The organism is Pseudomonas sp. TE21435 (genome assembly GCF_056279265.1).
The window spans coordinates 5,735,782-5,753,214 of record NZ_JBWBQZ010000001.1 but is presented as its reverse complement, the minus strand read 5'-3'; the positions used below and the strand labels follow the sequence as shown (position 1 = coordinate 5,753,214).

Genomic DNA, 17,433 nt, shown 5'->3' with positions numbered 1-17,433 from the left:
AGCCCCTTCCTGACAGGACGACACAATGACAAGACTCACGGTGCAATCCGGCGATTTCTTGCAAGGTGAAGGCGAGTATCGCAATGGAGCGCTCACACTCAAGACCCCGCGCAGCCCTTCGCCCGGCGAGCGCATTTCACTGGCGCGGATCAAGGATCTGAAACTGGCCAACCTCGAATCGACCCGCAGCCTGGGCACCGCCCTGGGGTGGGGGGTGGCCGGCGCCCTGGTGGCCGGCCCGGTCGGCCTGCTCGCCGGCCTGTTGCTAGGCGGCAAGGAGGAAGAAGTCACCTTCCTCGCCACCTTCAAGGATGGCCGCAAGCTGTTGGCCATCACCGACGGCAAGACCTGGTCGAAGATCGACGACAGCTGGCGCCGGCACCAGCGCCCGGCGGCGGCCTGAATCGCGCCCCGCTTCGTTCGTATTGACTGTACTGGCGTCATCGCCGGCAAGCCGGCTCCCACAGGAAACGCGCATGCCTCTGCATTGCGCGGTATCGGTGGGAACGGCGGTGCGCCAATCCCACGTCTGCCCCCTGCATCCCTGAAAGGCTCGGCAGCCTGCTACCATGGCGCCCTTTTGCCTGCCCGACAGCTGCCGAGCGATAACGGCGCGTCCGCTTTTCAAGGAGCCTTGCATGACCCCGCTTCGCCCCCGCCTACCCTTGGGCCTGCTCGGCCTGGGCCTTGCCCTGCACAGTGGCCATGGCCTTGCCGACGACAGTGTGGCCCTGGCCCCCGTGCGCATCTCGGATGTTCAGGACAGCGGCTACCAGGCACGCGAAGCCCAGGTCGGCGGCCTGCACAGCACACCGCTGCTCGACACCCCGGCAGCGGTCAGCGTGTTCAGCCGCCAGCTGCTGGACGACCGCCAGGTGCGCAAGCTGAGCGAGGTGCTGCAGAGCGATGCCTCGGTGGGCGAAAGCTATGCGCCGATCGGCTACTACGAAAACTTCAACGTGCGCGGCTTCGAGCTCAACGCCGCCAGCAGCTACCGGGTCAACGGCCAGACCATCGCCGGCGAGCAGAACGTGGCGCTGGAGAACAAGCAGCAGGTGGAGCTGCTCAAGGGGCTGTCCGGGTTGCAGAGCGGCGTGTCGGAGCCCGGCGGATTGGTCAACTATGTGACCAAGCGCCCGGAGGATGTACGCAGCCTCAGCGTGTCGAGCAACGAACAGGGCGAACGCTACCTGGCCACCGACCTGGGCGGCTGGTTTGGTGCCGAGCGCCAGCTGGGCCTGCGGGTGAACCTTGCTCACGAGGATATCCGCTCGTATGTCGATCATGCCGACGGCAAGCGCGACTTCGCCTCCCTGGCCCTCGACTGGCAGCTCAACCCGAATGCCGTGCTGGAACTGGACGCCGAATACCAGCATCGCGAGCAATATTCGGTGCCGGGGTATCAACTGCTCGGCGGCACCCAACTGCCCCATGGCGTCGACCCCAAGGATCACTTGGCCTGGCAGTCGTGGGCCAAACCCGTGCAGAACGACTCGCTGAACCTGGGCGGGCGCTTCAAGTACCAGCTCAACGACAACTGGAACGGTACCTTGAGCGCCTCGCGCAGCAAGGTGGTAATCGATGACTACAGCGCATTCGCCTGGGGTTCGAGCGAAGGGTCCTACTTCGGCAGCAATGGCGACTACGACATCTACGATTTCCGCAGCCCTGACGATACCCGTCGCATCGACGAAGCCCAGGCCACGCTCGACGGGCGCTTCGATGCCTTGGGCGTGAGCCATGAGCTGACCGTCGGCACCAGCGCGCAACGCCGCACGCTCGACCAGCGACCGGGCTACAACGAGTGGCGAGGTACGGGCAACATCCATACCGGTGCGCCAGCCGTGGAGCCGTCGGACAAGCCCATTGGCAGCAGTGAGCGCCGCCTGGACAGCCGCCAGTACGGCCTGTTCTTTAGCGACCGCATCACCTTCAACGACAATTGGCAGACCGTGATCGGCGCACGGGAAGTGCGCCTGGACGAAAAGACCTGGGACCAGAATGGCGTTGCCGGGCGCCACACCCGACAGTACCAACTGCTGCCCAACGCAGCTTTGATCTACAAGCCGCAGCCGGACACCACCTTGTACGCCAGCTATGCGAAAGGCTTGTCCTCAGGTGGCACCGCCCCCTGGTATGCCAGCAACGCGTTCGAAATCCTCGCCCCCACCCTGTCGCGCCAGCTCGAAGTCGGTATCAAGCGTGACTGGCAGGGCATGAGTTTCAGCGCGGCCCTGTTCCAGATCCGCCAGGCCTACCAGTACGCCCGCCCCGATGAAAACCCGGCGCCGACCTACGTGCAGTCGGGCCAGCAGAAAAACACCGGCCTCGAACTCGGCGCCAGCGGCTGGGTCACCTCCAACCTGCAGATCCAGGCCAGCGCCGCGGCGATCCGCGCCCGGGTGCAGAACAGCGACACCGTCGCCTACGAAGGCCACCAGGCGATCAACGTGCCGCGCCTGCGCGCCGCGCTGCAGGCAGACTACGCCCTCCCCGTCCCCGGCCTGGCCCTGCTCGGCGGCGCCCGCTACAGCGCCAGCAAGTACGCAAGCTCTGCAGGCAATGTCGAAGTCGGCGGCTACACCGTGTTCGACATCGGCAGCCGCTACCGCACGAACATCGGCGGCTACGACACCGTGCTGCGCCTGACCGTGGACAACGTCTTCGACAAGCGCTACTGGCGCGACGTGGGCGACTACCTGGGCGACAACTACCTGTTCCAGGGCGCGCCGCGCACGGCACGGCTGTCGGCCTCAGTAAGTTTCTAAAGAGGCTGCTTCGCAGCCCATCGCCGGCAAGCCGGCTCCCACAGGAGATCGCATTACCTTGTGGGAGCCGGCTTGCCGGCGATGCGATCGCACAGGTAAAAAAAAGCGACAAACAAAAAGCCCCCGAACCTTTCGATTCGGGGGCTTCTCGTAGAATGTGGCGGTGAAGAAGGGATTTGAACCCTTGATACGATTTCTCGTATACACACTTTCCAGGCGTGCTCCTTCGACCACTCGGACACTTCACCGTTTTCTCTTCAAGCTATTCAGCCTGTCGAGGCGCGCTAATTTAGTAGAAGAGCTTTTACTTGGCAAGCATTTTTTTCAGAATTTTCATGCGCTTAAGGCAATCGGCCGAAAACTCTGGCCAATCAGGGCAATGCTGCCATTGTGCCCAGCGCTTTTTCCCACCCGCTCAGCGCTGCCCAGATGGCGCAAGGCACGGCGGCGCGGCGCTGACCGACCAGTCAGCCTTGGTGCTTTACCTGGCCGGCGCCGCTGGGTAACGTCGTCGCCACGCCATCCAAAGGACTCTGCCATGAGCGAGCTGATTACCTACCACGCCGAAGACGGCATCGCCACCCTGACCCTGAACAACGGCAAGGTCAATGCCATCTCCCCGGATGTGATCAAAGCCTTCAATGCCGCGCTCGATCGCGCCGTCGAGGAACGCGCGGTGGTGATCATCACCGGCCAGCCGGGCATCCTCTCCGGCGGCTACGACCTCAAGGTGATGACCGCCGGCCCCAAGGAGGCCGTGGGCCTGGTCACCGCCGGCTCCACCCTGGCCCGGCGCCTGCTGTCGCACCCCTTCCCGGTGATCGTCGCCTGCCCCGGTAATGCCGTGGCCAAGGGCGCCTTCCTGCTGCTGTCGGGCGACTACCGCATCGGTGTTGAAGGCCCCTACAAGATCTGCCTGAACGAAGTGCAGATCGGCATGACCATGCACCACGCCGGTATCGAGCTGGCCCGTGACCGCCTCGGCCGTGCGGCATTCCAGCGCTCGGTGAACAATGCCGAAGTGTTCGACCCGCAGGGTGCCCGGGAAGCCGGCTTCCTCGACAAGGTGGTGCCAGCTGAAAAGCTGCACGAAACCGCCCTGGCCGCCGCCCGCGAAATGAAGAAGCTGAACATGCTGGCGCACAAGAACACCAAGCTGAAGGTGCGCAAGGGCCTGCTGGAGGCGCTGGACGAGGCGATTCTCGCGGACCAGAACCACCTGGGCTGAGTCCGTCCAGGGATTTTCCTCACAGGACTTTGTGGGAGCGGGCTTGCCCCGCGATGCGATCACCCAGTGTGACGCCATCGCCGGGCAAGCCCGCTCCCACTTGACCTCCCACGCTACAGCAACGTTTGCCCCCACCAGTGCACACCCGTACACTGCGCCGCGACTGTCCGGTGTGAGTCGTACCATGCTTTATATGCTTCGCATGCTCCTGTTGGCGCTGCACTTCCTGCTCGTGGGTGTCGTCGGCCTGGTGATCGGCCTGCTGCGCCCGTTCAATCCCGACAACAGCCGCCTGTTCGCCCGCCTGTACAGCGTACCGGCCGCCTGGTTGCTGCGCATCAAGGTCAAGGCCGAGGTCGGCCCGCTGTGGGACCAGCCCCCCGGCTGCGTGATCATCGCCAACCACCAGTCCAACTATGACCTGTTCATCCTCGGCCAGGTGGTGCCCCGGCGTACCGTGGCCATCGGCAAGAAGAGCCTGGGCTGGATCCCGCTGTTCGGCCAGTTGTTCTGGCTGGGCGGCAATGTGCTGATCGACCGCAAGAACGCCTATCAGGCACGCAAGGCCATGCAGACCACCACCCGGACCCTGCGCGACGATACTTCGATCTGGATCTTCCCCGAGGGCACGCGCAACCCCGGCGAACAGTTGCTGGCGTTCAAGAAAGGCGCTTTCCACATGGCGATCGAGGCCGGCGTGCCGATCGTACCGGTATGCGTCAGCCGCTACACCAGGCGCCTGAGCCTGAACAGCTGGCGCCAGCGCACAGTGGTCATCCGCTCGCTGGCCCCCATCGCCACTGCGGGCCTGACCCAACAGGACCTGCCCGCGCTGATCGAACAGTGCCGCAGCCAGATGCAGCATTGCATCGACCATATGGAAAGCGAGCTCACCGCGCCCTGCCCCTCTGTCCCATAGCAGACTTGCCCCGCGCCGCTACACAGCCCAAGCTGTGTAGCGTGTTCAATCGAATAAGCGGACAACCATGGGTCGAGTCGTCGCGGCGGCGGTCTACAGCGCCGGCAGGAAGGTCACCAACATCAGCCTCGACGAAGGCGCCGACTGGGCGCGCAAGCCCGGGCACTTCGTATGGATCGGCCTGGAAGAGCCCAACGCCGAGGAACTGGCCAACCTGCAGCGCCAGTTCGGCCTGCACGAGCTGGCCATCGAGGACGCCCTGGAGAAACACAGCCGGCCAAAGCTGGAAACCTTCGGCGATGCGCTGTTCATCGTCACCTATTCGCCGGTGCGGCACGAAGGCCGGCTGGAATTCATCGAAACCCACATCTTCGCCGGCAACGGCTACATCATCACCTGCCGCAACGGCCACTCAAAGTCCTACGCCCTGGTGCGCCAGCGCTGCGAGGCGCGCCCCTTGCTGCTTGAGCACGGCGAGGACTTCGTGCTCTACGCCCTGCTGGATTTCGTCACCGAAAACTACCAGCCGGTCAGTGAGGCCATCCACGGCGAGATCGAGGAGCTGGAGCAGAGCGTGCTCAGCAACTCGCTCAAGGAAGAAGACATCCAGCGCCTGCACAGCCTGCGCCGGGACATCCTGCGCCTGCGCCGCTACGTGGCGCCGATGGTGGAGGTCAGCGAAGAGCTGCAGCGCCTGAGCTTCCCGTTCATCGACAAGAACATGCGCCCGTACTTTCGCGACGTGCAGATCCACGTGACCCGGCAGATGGAAGATTTGGCCGGCATCCGCGACATCGCCAGCCAGACCATCGAGATCGGCATGCTGCTGGAGTCGTCACGGCAAAGCATCACCCAGCGCAAGTTCGCCGCCTGGGCGGCGATCCTGGCGTTTCCCACGGCGATTGCCGGGATCTACGGGATGAATTTCCAGAACATGCCAGAGCTGGGCTGGCACTACGGCTACTTTGCCGTGCTGGGGGTGATCGGCCTTGGGTGTTCGGGGCTGTATTTCAGTTTCAAGCGCTCGGGGTGGCTTTAGGATCGCCGGGAGCGCTTTCAACCCTGTGGGAGCCGGCTTGCCGGCGAAAAGGCCGCAAAGCGGCCTCGCTTGATCAGGCAATGCTATCCCCGGCCTTCACCGACTGCTGGACGAAGCGCAGCATCCACTCGCCCACCAGATCCCCCTGGTGCTCGGTGGCAAGGCTGGCCACCGCCTTGGCATAGACCTCGTCGCCCAACGAGGCCTGGCGCGCGTCGAGCAGCGCCCGGGAATAGTCGTGGACGAACTCCGGGTGCCCCTGGAAGCACAGCACCTGGTCACGGATATGGTAAGCGGCGTTGGGGCAGAAATCGCTCGAGGCGATCACCGTGGCCCCTTCGGGCAGCTCGGTGACCTGGTCCTGGTGGCTGATCAGCAGGGTCAGCTCGGACACCTGCGGGTCCATCCACGGCGCATGGGCCGCCAGGCTGTAGCGGTGGATGCCCACGCCCCAGCCCTTGTCGGCGCGCTCGGCCTTGCCGCCGAGGGTCAACGCCAACAATTGGTGACCGAAACACACCCCCAGCAACTTCTCGCCCCGCTCATACAGCTTGAGCAGGTAGGCCTTGAGCGTCTGGATCCACGGATCATCGCCGAACGAGTCGGCCTTGCTGCCGGTCACCAGGTAGGCATCGAAAGTCCGCTCAGCCGGCGGATAGTCGCCGTTCATCACGTTGTACACATCAAACTCGGCGGCGATCGGCTGGCGTGAAAACAGCTGCTCGAACATCCTTCCGTAGCCCTGGTACTGCGCGATCAACTCCGGCCGCAGGACATCGGTTTCAAGGATGCAGATGCGTAACGACATAGCGGTAGTCCTGAACGACATGTGGGTGGGATTTGCTGTAGAGACTGACGCGAAAGGGCTACACAAGCAAGTAGGATGTCCAGACGAACGGTAGGCCCTGTAACCCTTGGTAACCCTTGCCGCGCACTCGTCTAGCGTCAGCGTGCCAGCGGGGTGGCCAGTGGCCTTAAAGCCATGAGGAATCGACATGATTTTTTTTAGAGCAAAGGGTTCTGAAACAGGGATGACGCGGGCCCTAGTGTTGGTTGTATATCCACAAACACGCGGCAAGCAGTGAGGGCGTTCGATCACGCCACTGCGATCGACCCGAAGCCAGACAAGGAAGCCAAGGGTTATTCAGGAATAACAACAAGAAGGCGGTCCGCCATGTTCAGACAATCCAAAGTACGCCAAGCCGGGCTCATACTCTTCGCCACGACCCTGCTGCTGATCCTGCCCAACCTCACCCGGTTGTTCGGTTGATCGCGGCAGTGGCCTTTTCCGACCGTGCATGGGTAACCTGCCGACCTTGATGGTTGGAGATCACCCATGCGCCTGTGCCTTACCCTGCTCTGCTTGCTGATTCCCCTGCCAGCAGCGGCCGCGCAACTGACCCTCGAACTGGGTAACGGCAGCCGGCACTGGCAGAGCGAGCAACTGCTCAACCATCCCCAAGCGCGGGACGTCACTATTGAACAGGACGTTGCCTACAAGCGCACCATGCATTACCGCGCCGTACCGCTGGCGGCGTTGCTCGAGGGCGTGAAACCGACCGCCCACCTGCAGGCGGTGGCCCTCGACGGTTTCGCAGCAGAAATGCCTGCCGGCCCGCTGTTGCAGCCAGGCCCGGCACAAGCCTGGCTGGCCATCGAGGACAACGCCCAGCCTTGGCCGCCACTCGGCCAAGGCAAGCCGGGAGCCGGGCCGTTCTATCTGGTGTGGACCCAACCCGAGGCGGGCGGCATCCGCCCAGAGCAATGGCCGTTCCAGATCGCCAGGATTCGCAGCCTGGCACCGGTCGAGGCGCGCTTCCCCGCCCTGTTGCCCGCCCCAGCGCTGCCCGATGCGGATCCGGTGCGCCAGGGTTTTGCCCTGTTCCAGCAGAATTGCCTGGCCTGCCACCGCCTCAATGGCGCTGGCGATGCGCACCTGGGCCCGGACCTGAACCTGCCGCGCAACCCCACCGAATACTTTCAGCCGGCATTCCTGCGCCAATATCTTCGTGATCCGCAGAGCCTGCGGCACTGGCCGCAGGCCAAGATGCCCGGGTTCTCCACCCAGGTGCTGAGCGATCAGGAACTCGATGCATTGCTGGCATACCTGAAACATATGGCCGGGCGCAAACAACGGTAGGGTGCACGGGGCCGCATTGCCTAGGCAATCGGCCGTTCCTGCTTGACGCCCCACCCCTCGACCTCGCCGCCATGGGGTGACACGAGCCGTTCGAAGGCCTGCTCGAAAGCGCCGATGCCGCCATGGGTGGCGTACATCACCTTGCTCAGCTCAAGGTGCCAGGCACCATCATCGCGCTCGCTCACCTGGGCGCTGAGCGACTCGCCACGGAACTGCACCGCCGCCCGGCGCGCGGCGGCCTCGTCGGGAAACACGGCATAGAACTCGATGGGATGGATGCGGGTGAAATCGAAACCGCCAGCTTTCATCTGGCGCAGGACATTGCTGCTGACGTCGTCGTATTGGCTGCTCATGAAACGTCCTCCTGCAAAGCAATGGATAGACTTTCAGTGCACAAGGCACCTGCCTGGCAAGCGTGCCATGCCTGGCAATTCGAGCTGATGCAAGACGCGAGTGGAATCGACGCGGACCCGCAGATTTGGCCGGCGCCTGTCTCCAGCGTAGTGCCTGTGCAGGCACTGCGCCAGAGCGAGGCGGCTCAGGGTAGCTGGCGAATGGTGGTGATGGTCACGCCGCTCTGCTCCTTGAGCCAGCGTGCCGTGGGGGAAAAGCTGCGGTCCTGGAAGTCATTGAGGTCAAGCTCATCCATAAGCGGGAACAAACTCGAACGGATGGCGCGTGCGGCGTCTTCCTCGCTGGGGCATTGCTCGGCGTTGAGCAGCAGCGTCTTAAGCTCGCCCTTCTGGTCGGCAAAGCTGACTTCCCATGCTTTCATCGATCAGCCCTCGCTGGCACAACGGTGAATTGAACTGCGTACTAGCTTGACCATCGCACAGCGGCAAATGTTCAGCCGCATGCATGAAACCGCATGAAAAAAGCCCGCCGGTCAACGGCGGGCTTCCTGAGACCACTGGGCGCTGCTACTTCGGCGTGCCGTGGACGACACCGGCGGTATTGTCCAGCAGGCTCTTGGTTGCCGTCTGGATGTAGGCCTCGAGTTTCTTGAGCATTTCCGGCTGGTCGGGGCTGTCGATCAGCTCGGCCTTGAACTCGCGGCCCAGCTGGTAGCGGTACATCCGCGGGGTCATGTCCTTGGACTCGATGAGGATGCGGTCGCCCTGCACCAGGCCGACGATCTGCTCGCTGCCCGACGGTTTGATCATGCCCACGCCCTGGTCGCCCTCAGGCAGGTTGAGCAGGTCGCGCCCCCAGCACTGATGGCGGGCCTGGCCACCGAGACGGCCCATGATGGTCGGCACGATGTCGACCTGGGTGCCCACGGTATGGTTGACCGCGCCGAACTTCTCCTGGATGCCTGGGGCGATCAGCAGCAGCGGCACGTTGAAGCGGCCCAGGTCCAGCTCGGTGACCTGCTGGTGGTTGCCGAAGCCGTGGTCGCCGACGATGACGAACAGGGTGTCCTTGAAGTACGGCTCCTTGCGCGCCTTCTCGAAGAACTGGCCCAGCGCCCAGTCGGAGTAGCGCATGGCGGTCAGGTGCTCGTCCAGGCGGCCCTGCCCGGTGACCTTCTCCACCGGCAGGTCCTTGGGCAAGGCGTACGGGGTGTGGTTGGAGAGGGTCTGCAGCAGCGCGTAGATCGGCTTCTTGCCGTCATGCTTGGCCAGCTCTTCGTTGCCGCGGTCGAACATGTCCTGGTCGGACACGCCCCAGGTCGGGTCGGAGAACACCGGGTCGACGAAGTCGTTGCGGCCGATGAAGGTGGTCATGCCCTGGTTGCCGAAGAATCCGGACTGGTTGTCCCAGGCGAAGTCGCCGTTGTAGACGTAGACGTCGTCATAGTCGCGGGCACTGAGCAGCGCCGGCAGGCCGGACAGCTTGTGGCCGCCTTCCGGGGTCTGCATCAGGTATTCGAAGCCCGGCAGGTTGGGGAAGCAGGCCATGGTGGCGAACATGCCCTGGTGGGTATGGGTGCCGTTGGAGAAGAAGCGGTCGAACAGCAGGCCCTCCTTGGCCAGCTTGTCGAAGTACGGGGTGATATTGTTCGGGCTGCCCAGGGCACCGACCGAGTGGCCGGCGAAGCTTTCCATGAGGATCACCACGACGTTCTTGACCCCCAGCGTGTTCGCCGCGGGCGGCACGAAGTCACGGCGGATCGCGGCCTCGTCGGCATCGACCAGGGTGTCGTTGGCGGTCAGCAGCTGCTCGCGCACGGTCTGGGTGGCCAGCGGTTGGTCAAGTACGGGCTTCCAGATATTGGAGCGGTCCTCGCCAAAGCGGCTCTTGGCGGCATCGATCAGGGTCAGGGTGCCGTTCAGGCCCAGTTGGTTGACGAAGTTGGAGTCGGTGGTGAAGGCATCACCCCAGCGCATCGGCGGGCCCTGGCGCAGGGTGCCGCGAGCGGCGACCACGGCCACCAGCAGGACCACCATGAACACCGCCAGGCGACCGTACCAGGGCGCCAGCTTGCGGCTGCCCGATAGCTGGGCGCTGCCGTTGCCGCGGGTCAACCGGTCGATGCCCTTGAACAGCAGGCTCAGCAGCCAGGTGCCGACCAGCCAGGCCAGCAGGTAGCGGACCACCGGGAAACCGTACCAGAGCATGCTCATGACGGTCTTGGGGTCTTCCTTGATGTACTGGAACACCAGGCCGTTCAGGCGCTGGTGGAACTCGCGGTAGAAGTCCATCTCCATCAGGCCGAGGAACATCACCACGCTCGAGGCGATGGTCAGCCAGAAGCGGAACAGGCCACGGCGGGCCATCAGCCAGGGGCTGAGCAGCGCCAGCAGCAACGGAATGCTGATGTACACCACCACGCGCAGGTCGAAGCGCAAGCCGTTGAAGAAGCCTTCGGCGACGGTGGAGTACGGCGTGTCGCCGATCATGTCGCTGTTGTAGGCCAACAGCGCCAGGCGCACCAGGCTGAGCATCAGCATGATCACCAGGCCACTGAGCAACGTGTAGGCCAGGTGGGATTTCAGGGTCGGCGAGAACGAGCCTCGCACGCCATGTTGCTTCAAGGCGTCCGTGTTAGCCATGAATGGAGAGGTCCTAGGATTGCGGTTTGCGGGAAGGCGAAAGCGCCAATAGCCTGGTGGTCTGGACCTCGTGGGCAAGGTGAGACCAAGGCCGCATTGTGCGGCGCGGATTTTCAGAAATCGAGTGTGAAAATTTTGTCGAGAGTAGCCTGCCCTTACAAAGTTACACAGTTGGGACGTGAGGTTTCAGATCCGCACATTGCCCCGCGGCCCGGCGATCGCCCAGATGATCAGCCCCAGCACTGGCAATAGCAGGATCAGCAGGATCCAGAGCACCTTGATCCCTACCTCGGCGCCGCTCTTGAGCACATTGAGAATGGCCCAGATGTCCAGGGCCAGGATGATCAGGCCGACCAGGCTGTTGAAGGTAGACCCCATGGCGCCGCTCCCGCACGGTGTGTGTGCTGCAGAGCATAGCTGGCTATGGCCCCTATAGAAGGGAATCCTTGGTCGGGAATGCCGGTCAGTGGATAGACTGCTGTTATCCACTGCCCTCGAGGTTCGCATGCCCCCCGCCCACACTCAAAGCGCCGCCCCTGACTCCCTGCTCAGCGCCTGGCGGCAACAGGCCCTGCAGACACCCTGGCTCAGCGCCGGCCTGGTGCTGAGCCTGCTGGCCATCAGCGCATTGCTGCTGGCCAGCATCTGGAACGCGGTCAACGGCGACCATGCCGATCACCTGCACCTGGCACTGCTCGGCGGCCTGTCCGGTTTCGGCGCCACCGCCCTGGGCGCGGTGCTGGCGGTGATCCTGCGTGACGTCAGCGCGCGCACCCAGGACGTCATGCTCGGCTTCGCCGCCGGCATGATGCTCGCCGCCAGTTCGTTTTCGCTGATCCTCCCCGGCCTGGACGCCGCCCGCGAGATCACCGGCAACGGCCCTGCGGCGGCCTTCACCGTGGTGCTGGGCATGGGCCTGGGGGTGCTGCTGATGCTGGGCCTGGACCGGTTCACTCCGCACGAGCATGAAAGCACCGGCCCCTGCGGCCCGCAGGCCGAGCGGGTGAGCCGGGTGTGGCTGTTCGTGCTGGCGATCACCCTGCACAACCTGCCCGAGGGCATGGCCATCGGCGTGAGTTTCGCCAATGGCGACATGGCCATCGGCCTGCCGCTGACCAGCGCCATCGCCATCCAGGATATCCCCGAAGGCCTGGCCGTGGCCCTGGCCCTGCGCGCCACGGGGCTGTCGAACTTCAAGGCGATGATGGTGGCGATCGGCTCGGGATTGATGGAGCCGCTGGGCGCGGTGATCGGCCTGGGCATTTCCACCGGCTTCGCCCTGGCCTACCCGATCAGCATGGGCCTGGCGGCGGGGGCGATGATCTTCGTGGTGTCCCACGAGGTGATCCCGGAAACCCACCGCAACGGGCACCAGACCGCGGCGACGCTGGGGTTGATGGGCGGTTTCGCGGTGATGATGTTCCTCGATACCGCGCTGGGTTGACGGGCCGGTCGCGGAGCCCTTTCCTACGGGCTCCGCGACGGCAGCGGCTCAGATGTGCACTGCCACCTTCAGCGCTTCCAGCGCCGGCTCCACCTTGATACCAACGGCCTCGCCCAGCTCCAGCACACGGGCCAGGTCGTGCTGCCCGACCATGATCATCTGCAGCTCATCGTCGAGCAATTGGCTGAAGTTCAGCAGCACGTAGCCACCGGCTTCCTTGTTCAGCGCGCCCATCTGCACCTGGATGCGGTTGAGCGCAGTCAGCGCCTCGGTGCGCGCCAGCTGCTTCGGTTTGAGGGTGAACGGCACGCTCTTGTCGAACGAGTCGCTGATCTGCTGGAACAGGTCCTGGTAGCTGTCGGCCTGGAACAGCACGGTATCGGGCAGACTGCCGACCACCACCCATTCACCCAGCGGGAACGGGAAGCTGTCGTCGTAGTTGATGTCCGGATTGGCGGCGAGGAAGGCGGCGGGGTCGGCGTAGGCCTCGGCGGCCTCGGCGGCGATGCGCTCGATGTCCTCATCGCGCATGCAACCGGCGCCGATGAGGCTGATGAATTCGAGCAACTGGTCTTTCATGGGGGGGCCTGCGGGTTGGCGTGAAAAGCGCCAAGGATAGCCGCAAAAGCCCCCGGGCAGTTAGCCGGCCAATGCTTCGAGACGTGCCGCGCTATCCACCGCACCCATGGTGCGGGCTGCCATCAGCGCAGTGGCACCGGCGGCATCGCGGTGCGCGGGGTCGGCACCCTGGGCCAACAGATAGTCGATGATCTCCAGGCGGTTGAACATCGCCGCCAGCATCAATGCGCTACGGCCGTCCGCGGCAGCGGCATCCACCGGTACGCCGTGTTCCAGCAACAGGCGGATCATCGTCAGGTCGCCCTTGAAGGCGGCGCCGGCGATGGGCAACTGGCCGTTGTCATTGGCGATCAGCGGGTCGGCACCATGGGCCAGCAGCACCTGCACGGCGTCATGGTGACCGTGGTAGCTGGCCAGCATCAGCAAGGTGTCGCCCTTGTGGTTGCGCAGGTTGGCGGGCAGGCCGTTATCGAGCAGGCGGCCGAGCATTGTCGCGTCGCCGCGGCGGGCGCGCTCGAAGACCTCTTCGGCGAAGGCCGCGGTTTCTTCAGTGGTCATGGTGGCGGGCTGGTGATCGGACATCGGGAACCTCCTGGCATCTGGCAATGGGCCAAGTTTCCATCAGGCAGCAGCGACAGGTCCAAGGTTCAGATTCTATCGGCGGCAGAGAGCCAGGCTATGACCGTGCAAAATGCACTGTGCAAAATGCACGGGCGTGCAGAATGCAATACAGGTACCTGCAAAAACAAATATAACTTATTGATTTATAAGGATTTTATTTTAATCCCAGGCTGGCACGGTCACTGCAACCATCAACCCAAGTCTGCCAGTACAACAGTCAGGAGTTGATATGGACCTCATCCAGCAAAAATTCGCCTCGCTCTTCGCCGCCTACCAGGTTGCCACCCAGCCGCGCCCCGACGGCGGCGTGCTGCTCACCCTGCGCGCCAGCGACGGCGTGGTGACCCGCCGGGTGCTGTCCTATGCGCAACTGCACAGTGCCGAACAGCTGTCGTGGGCCATCAGCGCCATCCGCCGCGACCTTGCCGAACAAGCCAGCGAGCTGCCGGTGATTTCCATGCTGCAGAGCCAGCAACGCTTCGCCCTGCCGACCTACCGCTAAGCGCGTAACCTGTTCGCGGGGCAGCTTCTGCTCACCTTTGGAGGGTGTGAGCAGAAGCTGCCCCGCGAGTTCATTCAGAGTTCATCGAAACCAGCAAATTGCCGCGCCATGGCATCCCCGGTGAAGCGTGGCTGCACACCCTGCTCACTCCCGAACAGACGCAGGGCCAGGCAGAATGGGCTAGGCCCCAGGTCCAGCCAGCGGCGCGTGCCGGCCGGCACCAGCAGCACATCGTCCTTCTCGCACAGCACGGCATACACCGCGCCGCCCAGACGCAGGCTGACCTGTGCACGCCCGCTGATCATCGCGAACACTTCATTGCTGTCATGCACATGTTCATCACGCAGGTCGGCCTGGCTCAGGTCGGCGCCATCGCGGCTGAGCACGCCAAATACCACGCTGCCATGCTTGGTCATCAGTTGATCGAGCGGCCCACGGCACGCCGCGACCACTTCATCCTGGCTGCTGCCCGGGCGCAGGCGCGCGCCGGACTGCCAGCGGCCGAAGCGCACGCCCTGCTCGGCCAGGGTCGCGGCGATGTCGTCGTGGTGGGTCAGCACCTTGTGCGGCAGGTCCGGACTGGACAGGTCGAATACGCTGAGGATGCTCATCAGGGGTGGTTCCTGCTTTCTTTGAGTCGGAAGGCAATGATAACGGCTGCCGCGAGCGCCGCGACGCTGGCCATACCAAAGGTGAAGTGTGGGCCCAGCAGTTTCCAGCTGTAGCCCGAGTACAGGGCACCCAAGGCACCGCCGGTACCTGACAGCGCCGCATACAATGCCTGGCCCTGACCCTGCTGGCGAGCGCCGAAGCTGGCCTGAACAAAAGCGATGGCCGCTGCATGGAAACAGCCGAAGGTGGCCGCATGCAATACCTGGGCGAACACCAGAACCGCCGGGATTTCGGCCAGGTTGCCCAGCAACAGCCAGCGCAGCGCGGCCAGCAGGAAGCTGGCCAGTAGTACCTTGCGCACCGAACAGCGGGCAAAGATCCGGCTCATGACCAAGAACACCAACACTTCAGCCACCACGCCAAGCGCCCACAACAAGCCGATGGCGCCGCGGCTGTAGCCCAGGTGCTCCAGGTGCAGGGTGAGAAAGGTATAGTACGGGCCGTGGCTGAGCTGCATGAGGGCCACGCACACATAGAAGGCCAGGACCCCAGGCGCCCGCACTTGCCTGAGAAAGCCCCCTGCCCCGCGCTGCTCGGCCTGCTCGACGGGTTGCGCATTGGGCACCCAGAGGCTGGCAACGACGATACCGGCCATGATCGCCACCAGCGCCAGCGGGTAGATGTCCAGGCTCAGCCATTCGAACAGGCGTCCAAGCCCCACCACGGCGAGGATGAAGCCGATCGAGCCCCATAGCCGTACCTGGCTGTAACGTGCAGTCTGGCCGTGCAGGTGGGCCAGGGTGATCACTTCGAACTGGGGCAGTACCGCATGCCAGAAGAAGGCGTGCAACGCCATGACCAGCGCCAGCCAGGCGTAGCTCTTGCCGAAGAAGATCAGCGAGAAGGTCGCCAGGGTCGACAGCGCGCCCAGGCGCACGATCAGCAGGCGCTGGCCGCTGCGGTCACCGAGCCAGCCCCACAGGTTGGGGGCCACGCAGCGCATGAGCATGGGGATGGCCACCAGCTCGCCGATGCGCGCCGGGGAGAAGCCCAGGTGGTCGAAGTACAGGGCCAGGAACGGCGCGGTGGAGCCGAGCAGGGCGAAGTAGAAGAGGTAGAAGCTGGAGAGGCGCCAGTAGGGGATGGAGGACATCGTTCGGCCCTTGGTGATGACCTGTTCCTGCCCTATCGCCGGCAAGCCGGCTCCCACAGGATTACCGCAGGCTTGAGCCCTGCAGCGGACCTGTGGGAGCCGGCTTGCCGGCGATAGGGCCAGCGCAGGCGGATCAGAGCTGGCCCAGTACCGGGGTGCCCACCTTCACTTCGGCATTCTGCGCCCGGTGGCGCAGCAGGTGATCCATCAAGGCGATGGCCATCATCGCCTCGGCGATCGGCGTGGCGCGGATGCCGACGCAAGGATCGTGACGGCCCTTGGTGATCACCTCCACCGGATTACCGTCGACGTCGATCGAACGGCCCGGGGTGGTGATGCTCGAGGTTGGCTTGAGCGCCAGGTGGGCGACGATCGGCTGGCCCGAGGAAATACCGCCGAGAATGCCGCCGGCGTTGTTGCTGAGGAAGCCCTCGGGCGTCAGCTCGTCACGGTGCTCGCTGCCGCGCTGGGCGACACTGGCGAAACCGGCGCCGATCTCCACGCCCTTGACCGCGTTGATGCTCATCAGGGCATGGGCAAGCTCGGCGTCCAGACGGTCGAAGATCGGCTCGCCCAGGCCCGGCATCACGCCTTCGGCGACCACGGTGATCTTCGCCCCCACCGAATCCTGGTCGCGGCGCAGCTGGTCCATGTAGGCCTCGAGCTCCGGCACCTTGTCCGGATCGGGGCTGAAGAAGGCGTTTTGCTCCACCGAGTCCCAGGTCTTGAACGGGATTTCGATCGGCCCGAGCTGGCTCATGTAGCCGCGCACGCGGATGCCCTGGGTGGCCAGGTACTTCTTGGCGATGGCGCCGGCCGCCACGCGCATGGCGGTTTCGCGCGCCGAGCTGCGGCCACCGCCACGGTAGTCGCGGATGCCGTACTTGTGGTGGTAGGTGTAGTCGGCGTGGGCCGGGCGGAACAGGTCCTTGATCGCCGAGTAGTCCTTGGACTTCTGATCAGTGTTGCGGATCAGCAGGCCGATCGAGCAGCCGGTGGTACGACCTTCGAACACGCCGGAGAGGATCTCCACTTCGTCCGGCTCCTGGCGCTGGGTGGTGTGCCGGCTGGTGCCGGGCTTGCGCCGGTCGAGGTCGTGCTGCAGGTCGGCAAGGGAGATTTCCAGGCCTGGCGGGCAGCCGTCGACAATGGCGACCAACGCCGGGCCATGGCTTTCGCCTGCGGTGGTGACAGTGAACAGCTTGCCGTAGGTATTGCCGGACATGGACGCTCCGCGAATCAGCCTGAAGTGAACGAAAGCGGCAGTATACGGAAAACCGCGTGGCTGTGGTTGCCTGTGGGCCCCATCGCGGGGCAAGCACGCTTCCACAAATCAACACGACTGCGTGGGAGCGGGCTTGCCCCGCGATGGGGTCCGCGAACCTTCAGGATGACCCACGGTCGAAACAGCAACGTCCCACGTAGTACCCCG

18 protein-coding genes and 1 tRNA gene are annotated in these 17,433 nt (G+C 64.3%); 8 read left to right on the top strand and 11 right to left on the bottom strand.

Features of this window, described 5'->3' with window-relative positions:
* Positions 1–25: 25 nt before the first annotated feature.
* A complete protein-coding gene (locus ACZ9C1_RS26150) occupies positions 26–403 on the top strand; it encodes a hypothetical protein (protein ID WP_046856576.1) in 378 nt (125 codons plus the stop codon).
* Positions 404–638: 235 nt separating this feature from the next.
* Positions 639–2,768, top strand: coding sequence for a TonB-dependent siderophore receptor (locus tag ACZ9C1_RS26145; protein WP_476254542.1), 2,130 nt, complete (start codon positions 639–641; stop codon positions 2,766–2,768).
* A 158-nt stretch (positions 2,769–2,926) separates the two neighbouring features.
* Here the strand turns inward: ACZ9C1_RS26145 and ACZ9C1_RS26140 are convergent.
* Positions 2,927–3,016, bottom strand: a tRNA-Ser gene (locus ACZ9C1_RS26140).
* Positions 3,017–3,306: 290 nt separating this feature from the next.
* Between ACZ9C1_RS26140 and ACZ9C1_RS26135 the strand changes: the two genes are divergently transcribed.
* The 3 genes from ACZ9C1_RS26135 (at position 3,307) to ACZ9C1_RS26125 (ending at position 5,954) form a co-directional block, all read left to right on the top strand.
* On the top strand, positions 3,307–3,996 hold the full coding sequence (locus ACZ9C1_RS26135) for a crotonase/enoyl-CoA hydratase family protein (RefSeq protein WP_110698132.1): 690 nt from the start codon (positions 3,307–3,309) through the stop codon (positions 3,994–3,996).
* Between the two features lie 184 nt (positions 3,997–4,180).
* Entirely contained in the window at positions 4,181–4,915 is a 735-nt protein-coding gene (locus tag ACZ9C1_RS26130; RefSeq protein WP_139672733.1) for a lysophospholipid acyltransferase family protein, read from the top strand.
* A 67-nt stretch (positions 4,916–4,982) separates the two neighbouring features.
* Positions 4,983–5,954 (top strand): magnesium and cobalt transport protein CorA, encoded by a 972-nt coding sequence (locus tag ACZ9C1_RS26125; protein ID WP_102684204.1) that lies wholly within the window; start codon positions 4,983–4,985, stop codon positions 5,952–5,954.
* A 73-nt stretch (positions 5,955–6,027) separates the two neighbouring features.
* Here the strand turns inward: ACZ9C1_RS26125 and ACZ9C1_RS26120 are convergent, their stop codons facing one another.
* Positions 6,028–6,762 (bottom strand): amidotransferase, encoded by a 735-nt coding sequence (locus ACZ9C1_RS26120; protein ID WP_139672736.1) that lies wholly within the window; start codon positions 6,760–6,762, stop codon positions 6,028–6,030.
* Positions 6,763–7,290: 528 nt separating this feature from the next.
* Here ACZ9C1_RS26120 and ACZ9C1_RS26115 point away from each other — a divergent pair.
* Positions 7,291–8,094, top strand: coding sequence for a cytochrome c (locus ACZ9C1_RS26115; RefSeq protein ID WP_476254541.1), 804 nt, complete (start codon positions 7,291–7,293; stop codon positions 8,092–8,094).
* 20 nt (positions 8,095–8,114) lie between these two features.
* Here the strand turns inward: ACZ9C1_RS26115 and ACZ9C1_RS26110 are convergent, their stop codons facing one another.
* The 4 genes from ACZ9C1_RS26110 to ACZ9C1_RS26095 all read right to left on the bottom strand — a co-directional run bounded on the left by ACZ9C1_RS26110 (position 8,115) and on the right by ACZ9C1_RS26095 (position 11,468).
* Complete coding sequence (locus ACZ9C1_RS26110) at positions 8,115–8,447, bottom strand: ribonuclease E inhibitor RraB (protein ID WP_102684201.1); 333 nt, start codon at positions 8,445–8,447, stop codon at positions 8,115–8,117.
* A gap of 185 nt (positions 8,448–8,632) precedes the next feature.
* Positions 8,633–8,869: a hypothetical protein gene (locus tag ACZ9C1_RS26105; RefSeq protein WP_102684200.1), complete on the bottom strand. Its 237-nt coding sequence runs from the start codon at positions 8,867–8,869 to the stop codon at positions 8,633–8,635.
* A 145-nt stretch (positions 8,870–9,014) separates the two neighbouring features.
* The gene (locus ACZ9C1_RS26100; protein WP_476254540.1) at positions 9,015–11,090 is read right to left on the bottom strand and encodes an LTA synthase family protein; all 2,076 of its coding nucleotides are present in this window, start codon (positions 11,088–11,090) and stop codon (positions 9,015–9,017) included.
* Positions 11,091–11,276: 186 nt separating this feature from the next.
* The gene (locus tag ACZ9C1_RS26095) at positions 11,277–11,468 is read right to left on the bottom strand and encodes a PLDc N-terminal domain-containing protein (protein ID WP_023629733.1); all 192 of its coding nucleotides are present in this window, start codon (positions 11,466–11,468) and stop codon (positions 11,277–11,279) included.
* Between the two features lie 127 nt (positions 11,469–11,595).
* Here ACZ9C1_RS26095 and ACZ9C1_RS26090 point away from each other — a divergent pair, with 127 nt between their 5' ends.
* On the top strand, positions 11,596–12,534 hold the full coding sequence (locus tag ACZ9C1_RS26090; protein WP_173862452.1) for a ZIP family metal transporter: 939 nt from the start codon (positions 11,596–11,598) through the stop codon (positions 12,532–12,534).
* Between the two features lie 48 nt (positions 12,535–12,582).
* Here ACZ9C1_RS26090 and ACZ9C1_RS26085 read toward each other — a convergent pair whose 3' ends face one another.
* Both ACZ9C1_RS26085 and ACZ9C1_RS26080 read right to left on the bottom strand, forming a co-directional pair.
* On the bottom strand, positions 12,583–13,113 hold the full coding sequence (locus tag ACZ9C1_RS26085; RefSeq protein ID WP_102684198.1) for a hypothetical protein: 531 nt from the start codon (positions 13,111–13,113) through the stop codon (positions 12,583–12,585).
* Between the two features lie 60 nt (positions 13,114–13,173).
* The gene (locus ACZ9C1_RS26080; protein ID WP_111531877.1) at positions 13,174–13,695 is read right to left on the bottom strand and encodes an ankyrin repeat domain-containing protein; all 522 of its coding nucleotides are present in this window, start codon (positions 13,693–13,695) and stop codon (positions 13,174–13,176) included.
* 268 nt (positions 13,696–13,963) lie between these two features.
* On the opposite strand from ACZ9C1_RS26080, the gene ACZ9C1_RS26075 reads away from it, so the two are divergent.
* Positions 13,964–14,236 carry a DUF3509 domain-containing protein gene (locus tag ACZ9C1_RS26075; protein ID WP_046856587.1) on the top strand — a complete coding sequence of 91 codons (273 nt, stop codon included), beginning with the start codon at positions 13,964–13,966 and terminating at the stop codon, positions 14,234–14,236.
* A gap of 74 nt (positions 14,237–14,310) precedes the next feature.
* On the opposite strand, the gene ACZ9C1_RS26070 is transcribed toward ACZ9C1_RS26075, so the two are convergent.
* From ACZ9C1_RS26070 to aroC, 3 genes are all read right to left on the bottom strand, one after another.
* On the bottom strand, positions 14,311–14,847 hold the full coding sequence (locus ACZ9C1_RS26070; RefSeq protein WP_277503204.1) for an oxidase: 537 nt from the start codon (positions 14,845–14,847) through the stop codon (positions 14,311–14,313).
* Positions 14,847–16,001 carry an MFS transporter gene (locus ACZ9C1_RS26065; RefSeq protein ID WP_139672751.1) on the bottom strand — a complete coding sequence of 385 codons (1,155 nt, stop codon included), beginning with the start codon at positions 15,999–16,001 and terminating at the stop codon, positions 14,847–14,849. Before ACZ9C1_RS26065 ends, ACZ9C1_RS26070 begins: the two co-directional genes overlap by 1 nt.
* 133 nt (positions 16,002–16,134) lie before the next feature.
* Positions 16,135–17,226: a chorismate synthase gene (gene aroC / locus ACZ9C1_RS26060; protein ID WP_139672754.1), complete on the bottom strand. Its 1,092-nt coding sequence runs from the start codon at positions 17,224–17,226 to the stop codon at positions 16,135–16,137.
* Positions 17,227–17,433: the final 207 nt, after the last annotated feature.

What these genes read in the sequence shown, in the direction of transcription:
- ACZ9C1_RS26150 (WP_046856576.1), top strand. Translation starts at nt 26, where the DNA reads ATGACAAGACTCACGGTGCAATCCGGCGATTTCTTGCAAGGTGAAGGC.
- ACZ9C1_RS26145 (WP_476254542.1), top strand. Translation starts at nt 639, where the DNA reads ATGACCCCGCTTCGCCCCCGCCTACCCTTGGGCCTGCTCGGCCTGGGC.
- ACZ9C1_RS26135 (WP_110698132.1), top strand. Translation starts at nt 3,307, where the DNA reads ATGAGCGAGCTGATTACCTACCACGCCGAAGACGGCATCGCCACCCTG.
- ACZ9C1_RS26130 (WP_139672733.1), top strand. Translation starts at nt 4,181, where the DNA reads ATGCTTTATATGCTTCGCATGCTCCTGTTGGCGCTGCACTTCCTGCTC.
- ACZ9C1_RS26125 (WP_102684204.1), top strand. Translation starts at nt 4,983, where the DNA reads ATGGGTCGAGTCGTCGCGGCGGCGGTCTACAGCGCCGGCAGGAAGGTC.
- ACZ9C1_RS26120 (WP_139672736.1), bottom strand. Translation starts at nt 6,762, where the DNA reads ATGTCGTTACGCATCTGCATCCTTGAAACCGATGTCCTGCGGCCGGAG.
- ACZ9C1_RS26115 (WP_476254541.1), top strand. Translation starts at nt 7,291, where the DNA reads ATGCGCCTGTGCCTTACCCTGCTCTGCTTGCTGATTCCCCTGCCAGCA.
- ACZ9C1_RS26110 (WP_102684201.1), bottom strand. Translation starts at nt 8,447, where the DNA reads ATGAGCAGCCAATACGACGACGTCAGCAGCAATGTCCTGCGCCAGATG.
- ACZ9C1_RS26105 (WP_102684200.1), bottom strand. Translation starts at nt 8,869, where the DNA reads ATGAAAGCATGGGAAGTCAGCTTTGCCGACCAGAAGGGCGAGCTTAAG.
- ACZ9C1_RS26100 (WP_476254540.1), bottom strand. Translation starts at nt 11,090, where the DNA reads ATGGCTAACACGGACGCCTTGAAGCAACATGGCGTGCGAGGCTCGTTC.
- ACZ9C1_RS26095 (WP_023629733.1), bottom strand. Translation starts at nt 11,468, where the DNA reads ATGGGGTCTACCTTCAACAGCCTGGTCGGCCTGATCATCCTGGCCCTG.
- ACZ9C1_RS26090 (WP_173862452.1), top strand. Translation starts at nt 11,596, where the DNA reads ATGCCCCCCGCCCACACTCAAAGCGCCGCCCCTGACTCCCTGCTCAGC.
- ACZ9C1_RS26085 (WP_102684198.1), bottom strand. Translation starts at nt 13,113, where the DNA reads ATGAAAGACCAGTTGCTCGAATTCATCAGCCTCATCGGCGCCGGTTGC.
- ACZ9C1_RS26080 (WP_111531877.1), bottom strand. Translation starts at nt 13,695, where the DNA reads ATGTCCGATCACCAGCCCGCCACCATGACCACTGAAGAAACCGCGGCC.
- ACZ9C1_RS26075 (WP_046856587.1), top strand. Translation starts at nt 13,964, where the DNA reads ATGGACCTCATCCAGCAAAAATTCGCCTCGCTCTTCGCCGCCTACCAG.
- ACZ9C1_RS26070 (WP_277503204.1), bottom strand. Translation starts at nt 14,847, where the DNA reads ATGAGCATCCTCAGCGTATTCGACCTGTCCAGTCCGGACCTGCCGCAC.
- ACZ9C1_RS26065 (WP_139672751.1), bottom strand. Translation starts at nt 16,001, where the DNA reads ATGTCCTCCATCCCCTACTGGCGCCTCTCCAGCTTCTACCTCTTCTAC.
- aroC (WP_139672754.1), bottom strand. Translation starts at nt 17,226, where the DNA reads ATGTCCGGCAATACCTACGGCAAGCTGTTCACTGTCACCACCGCAGGC.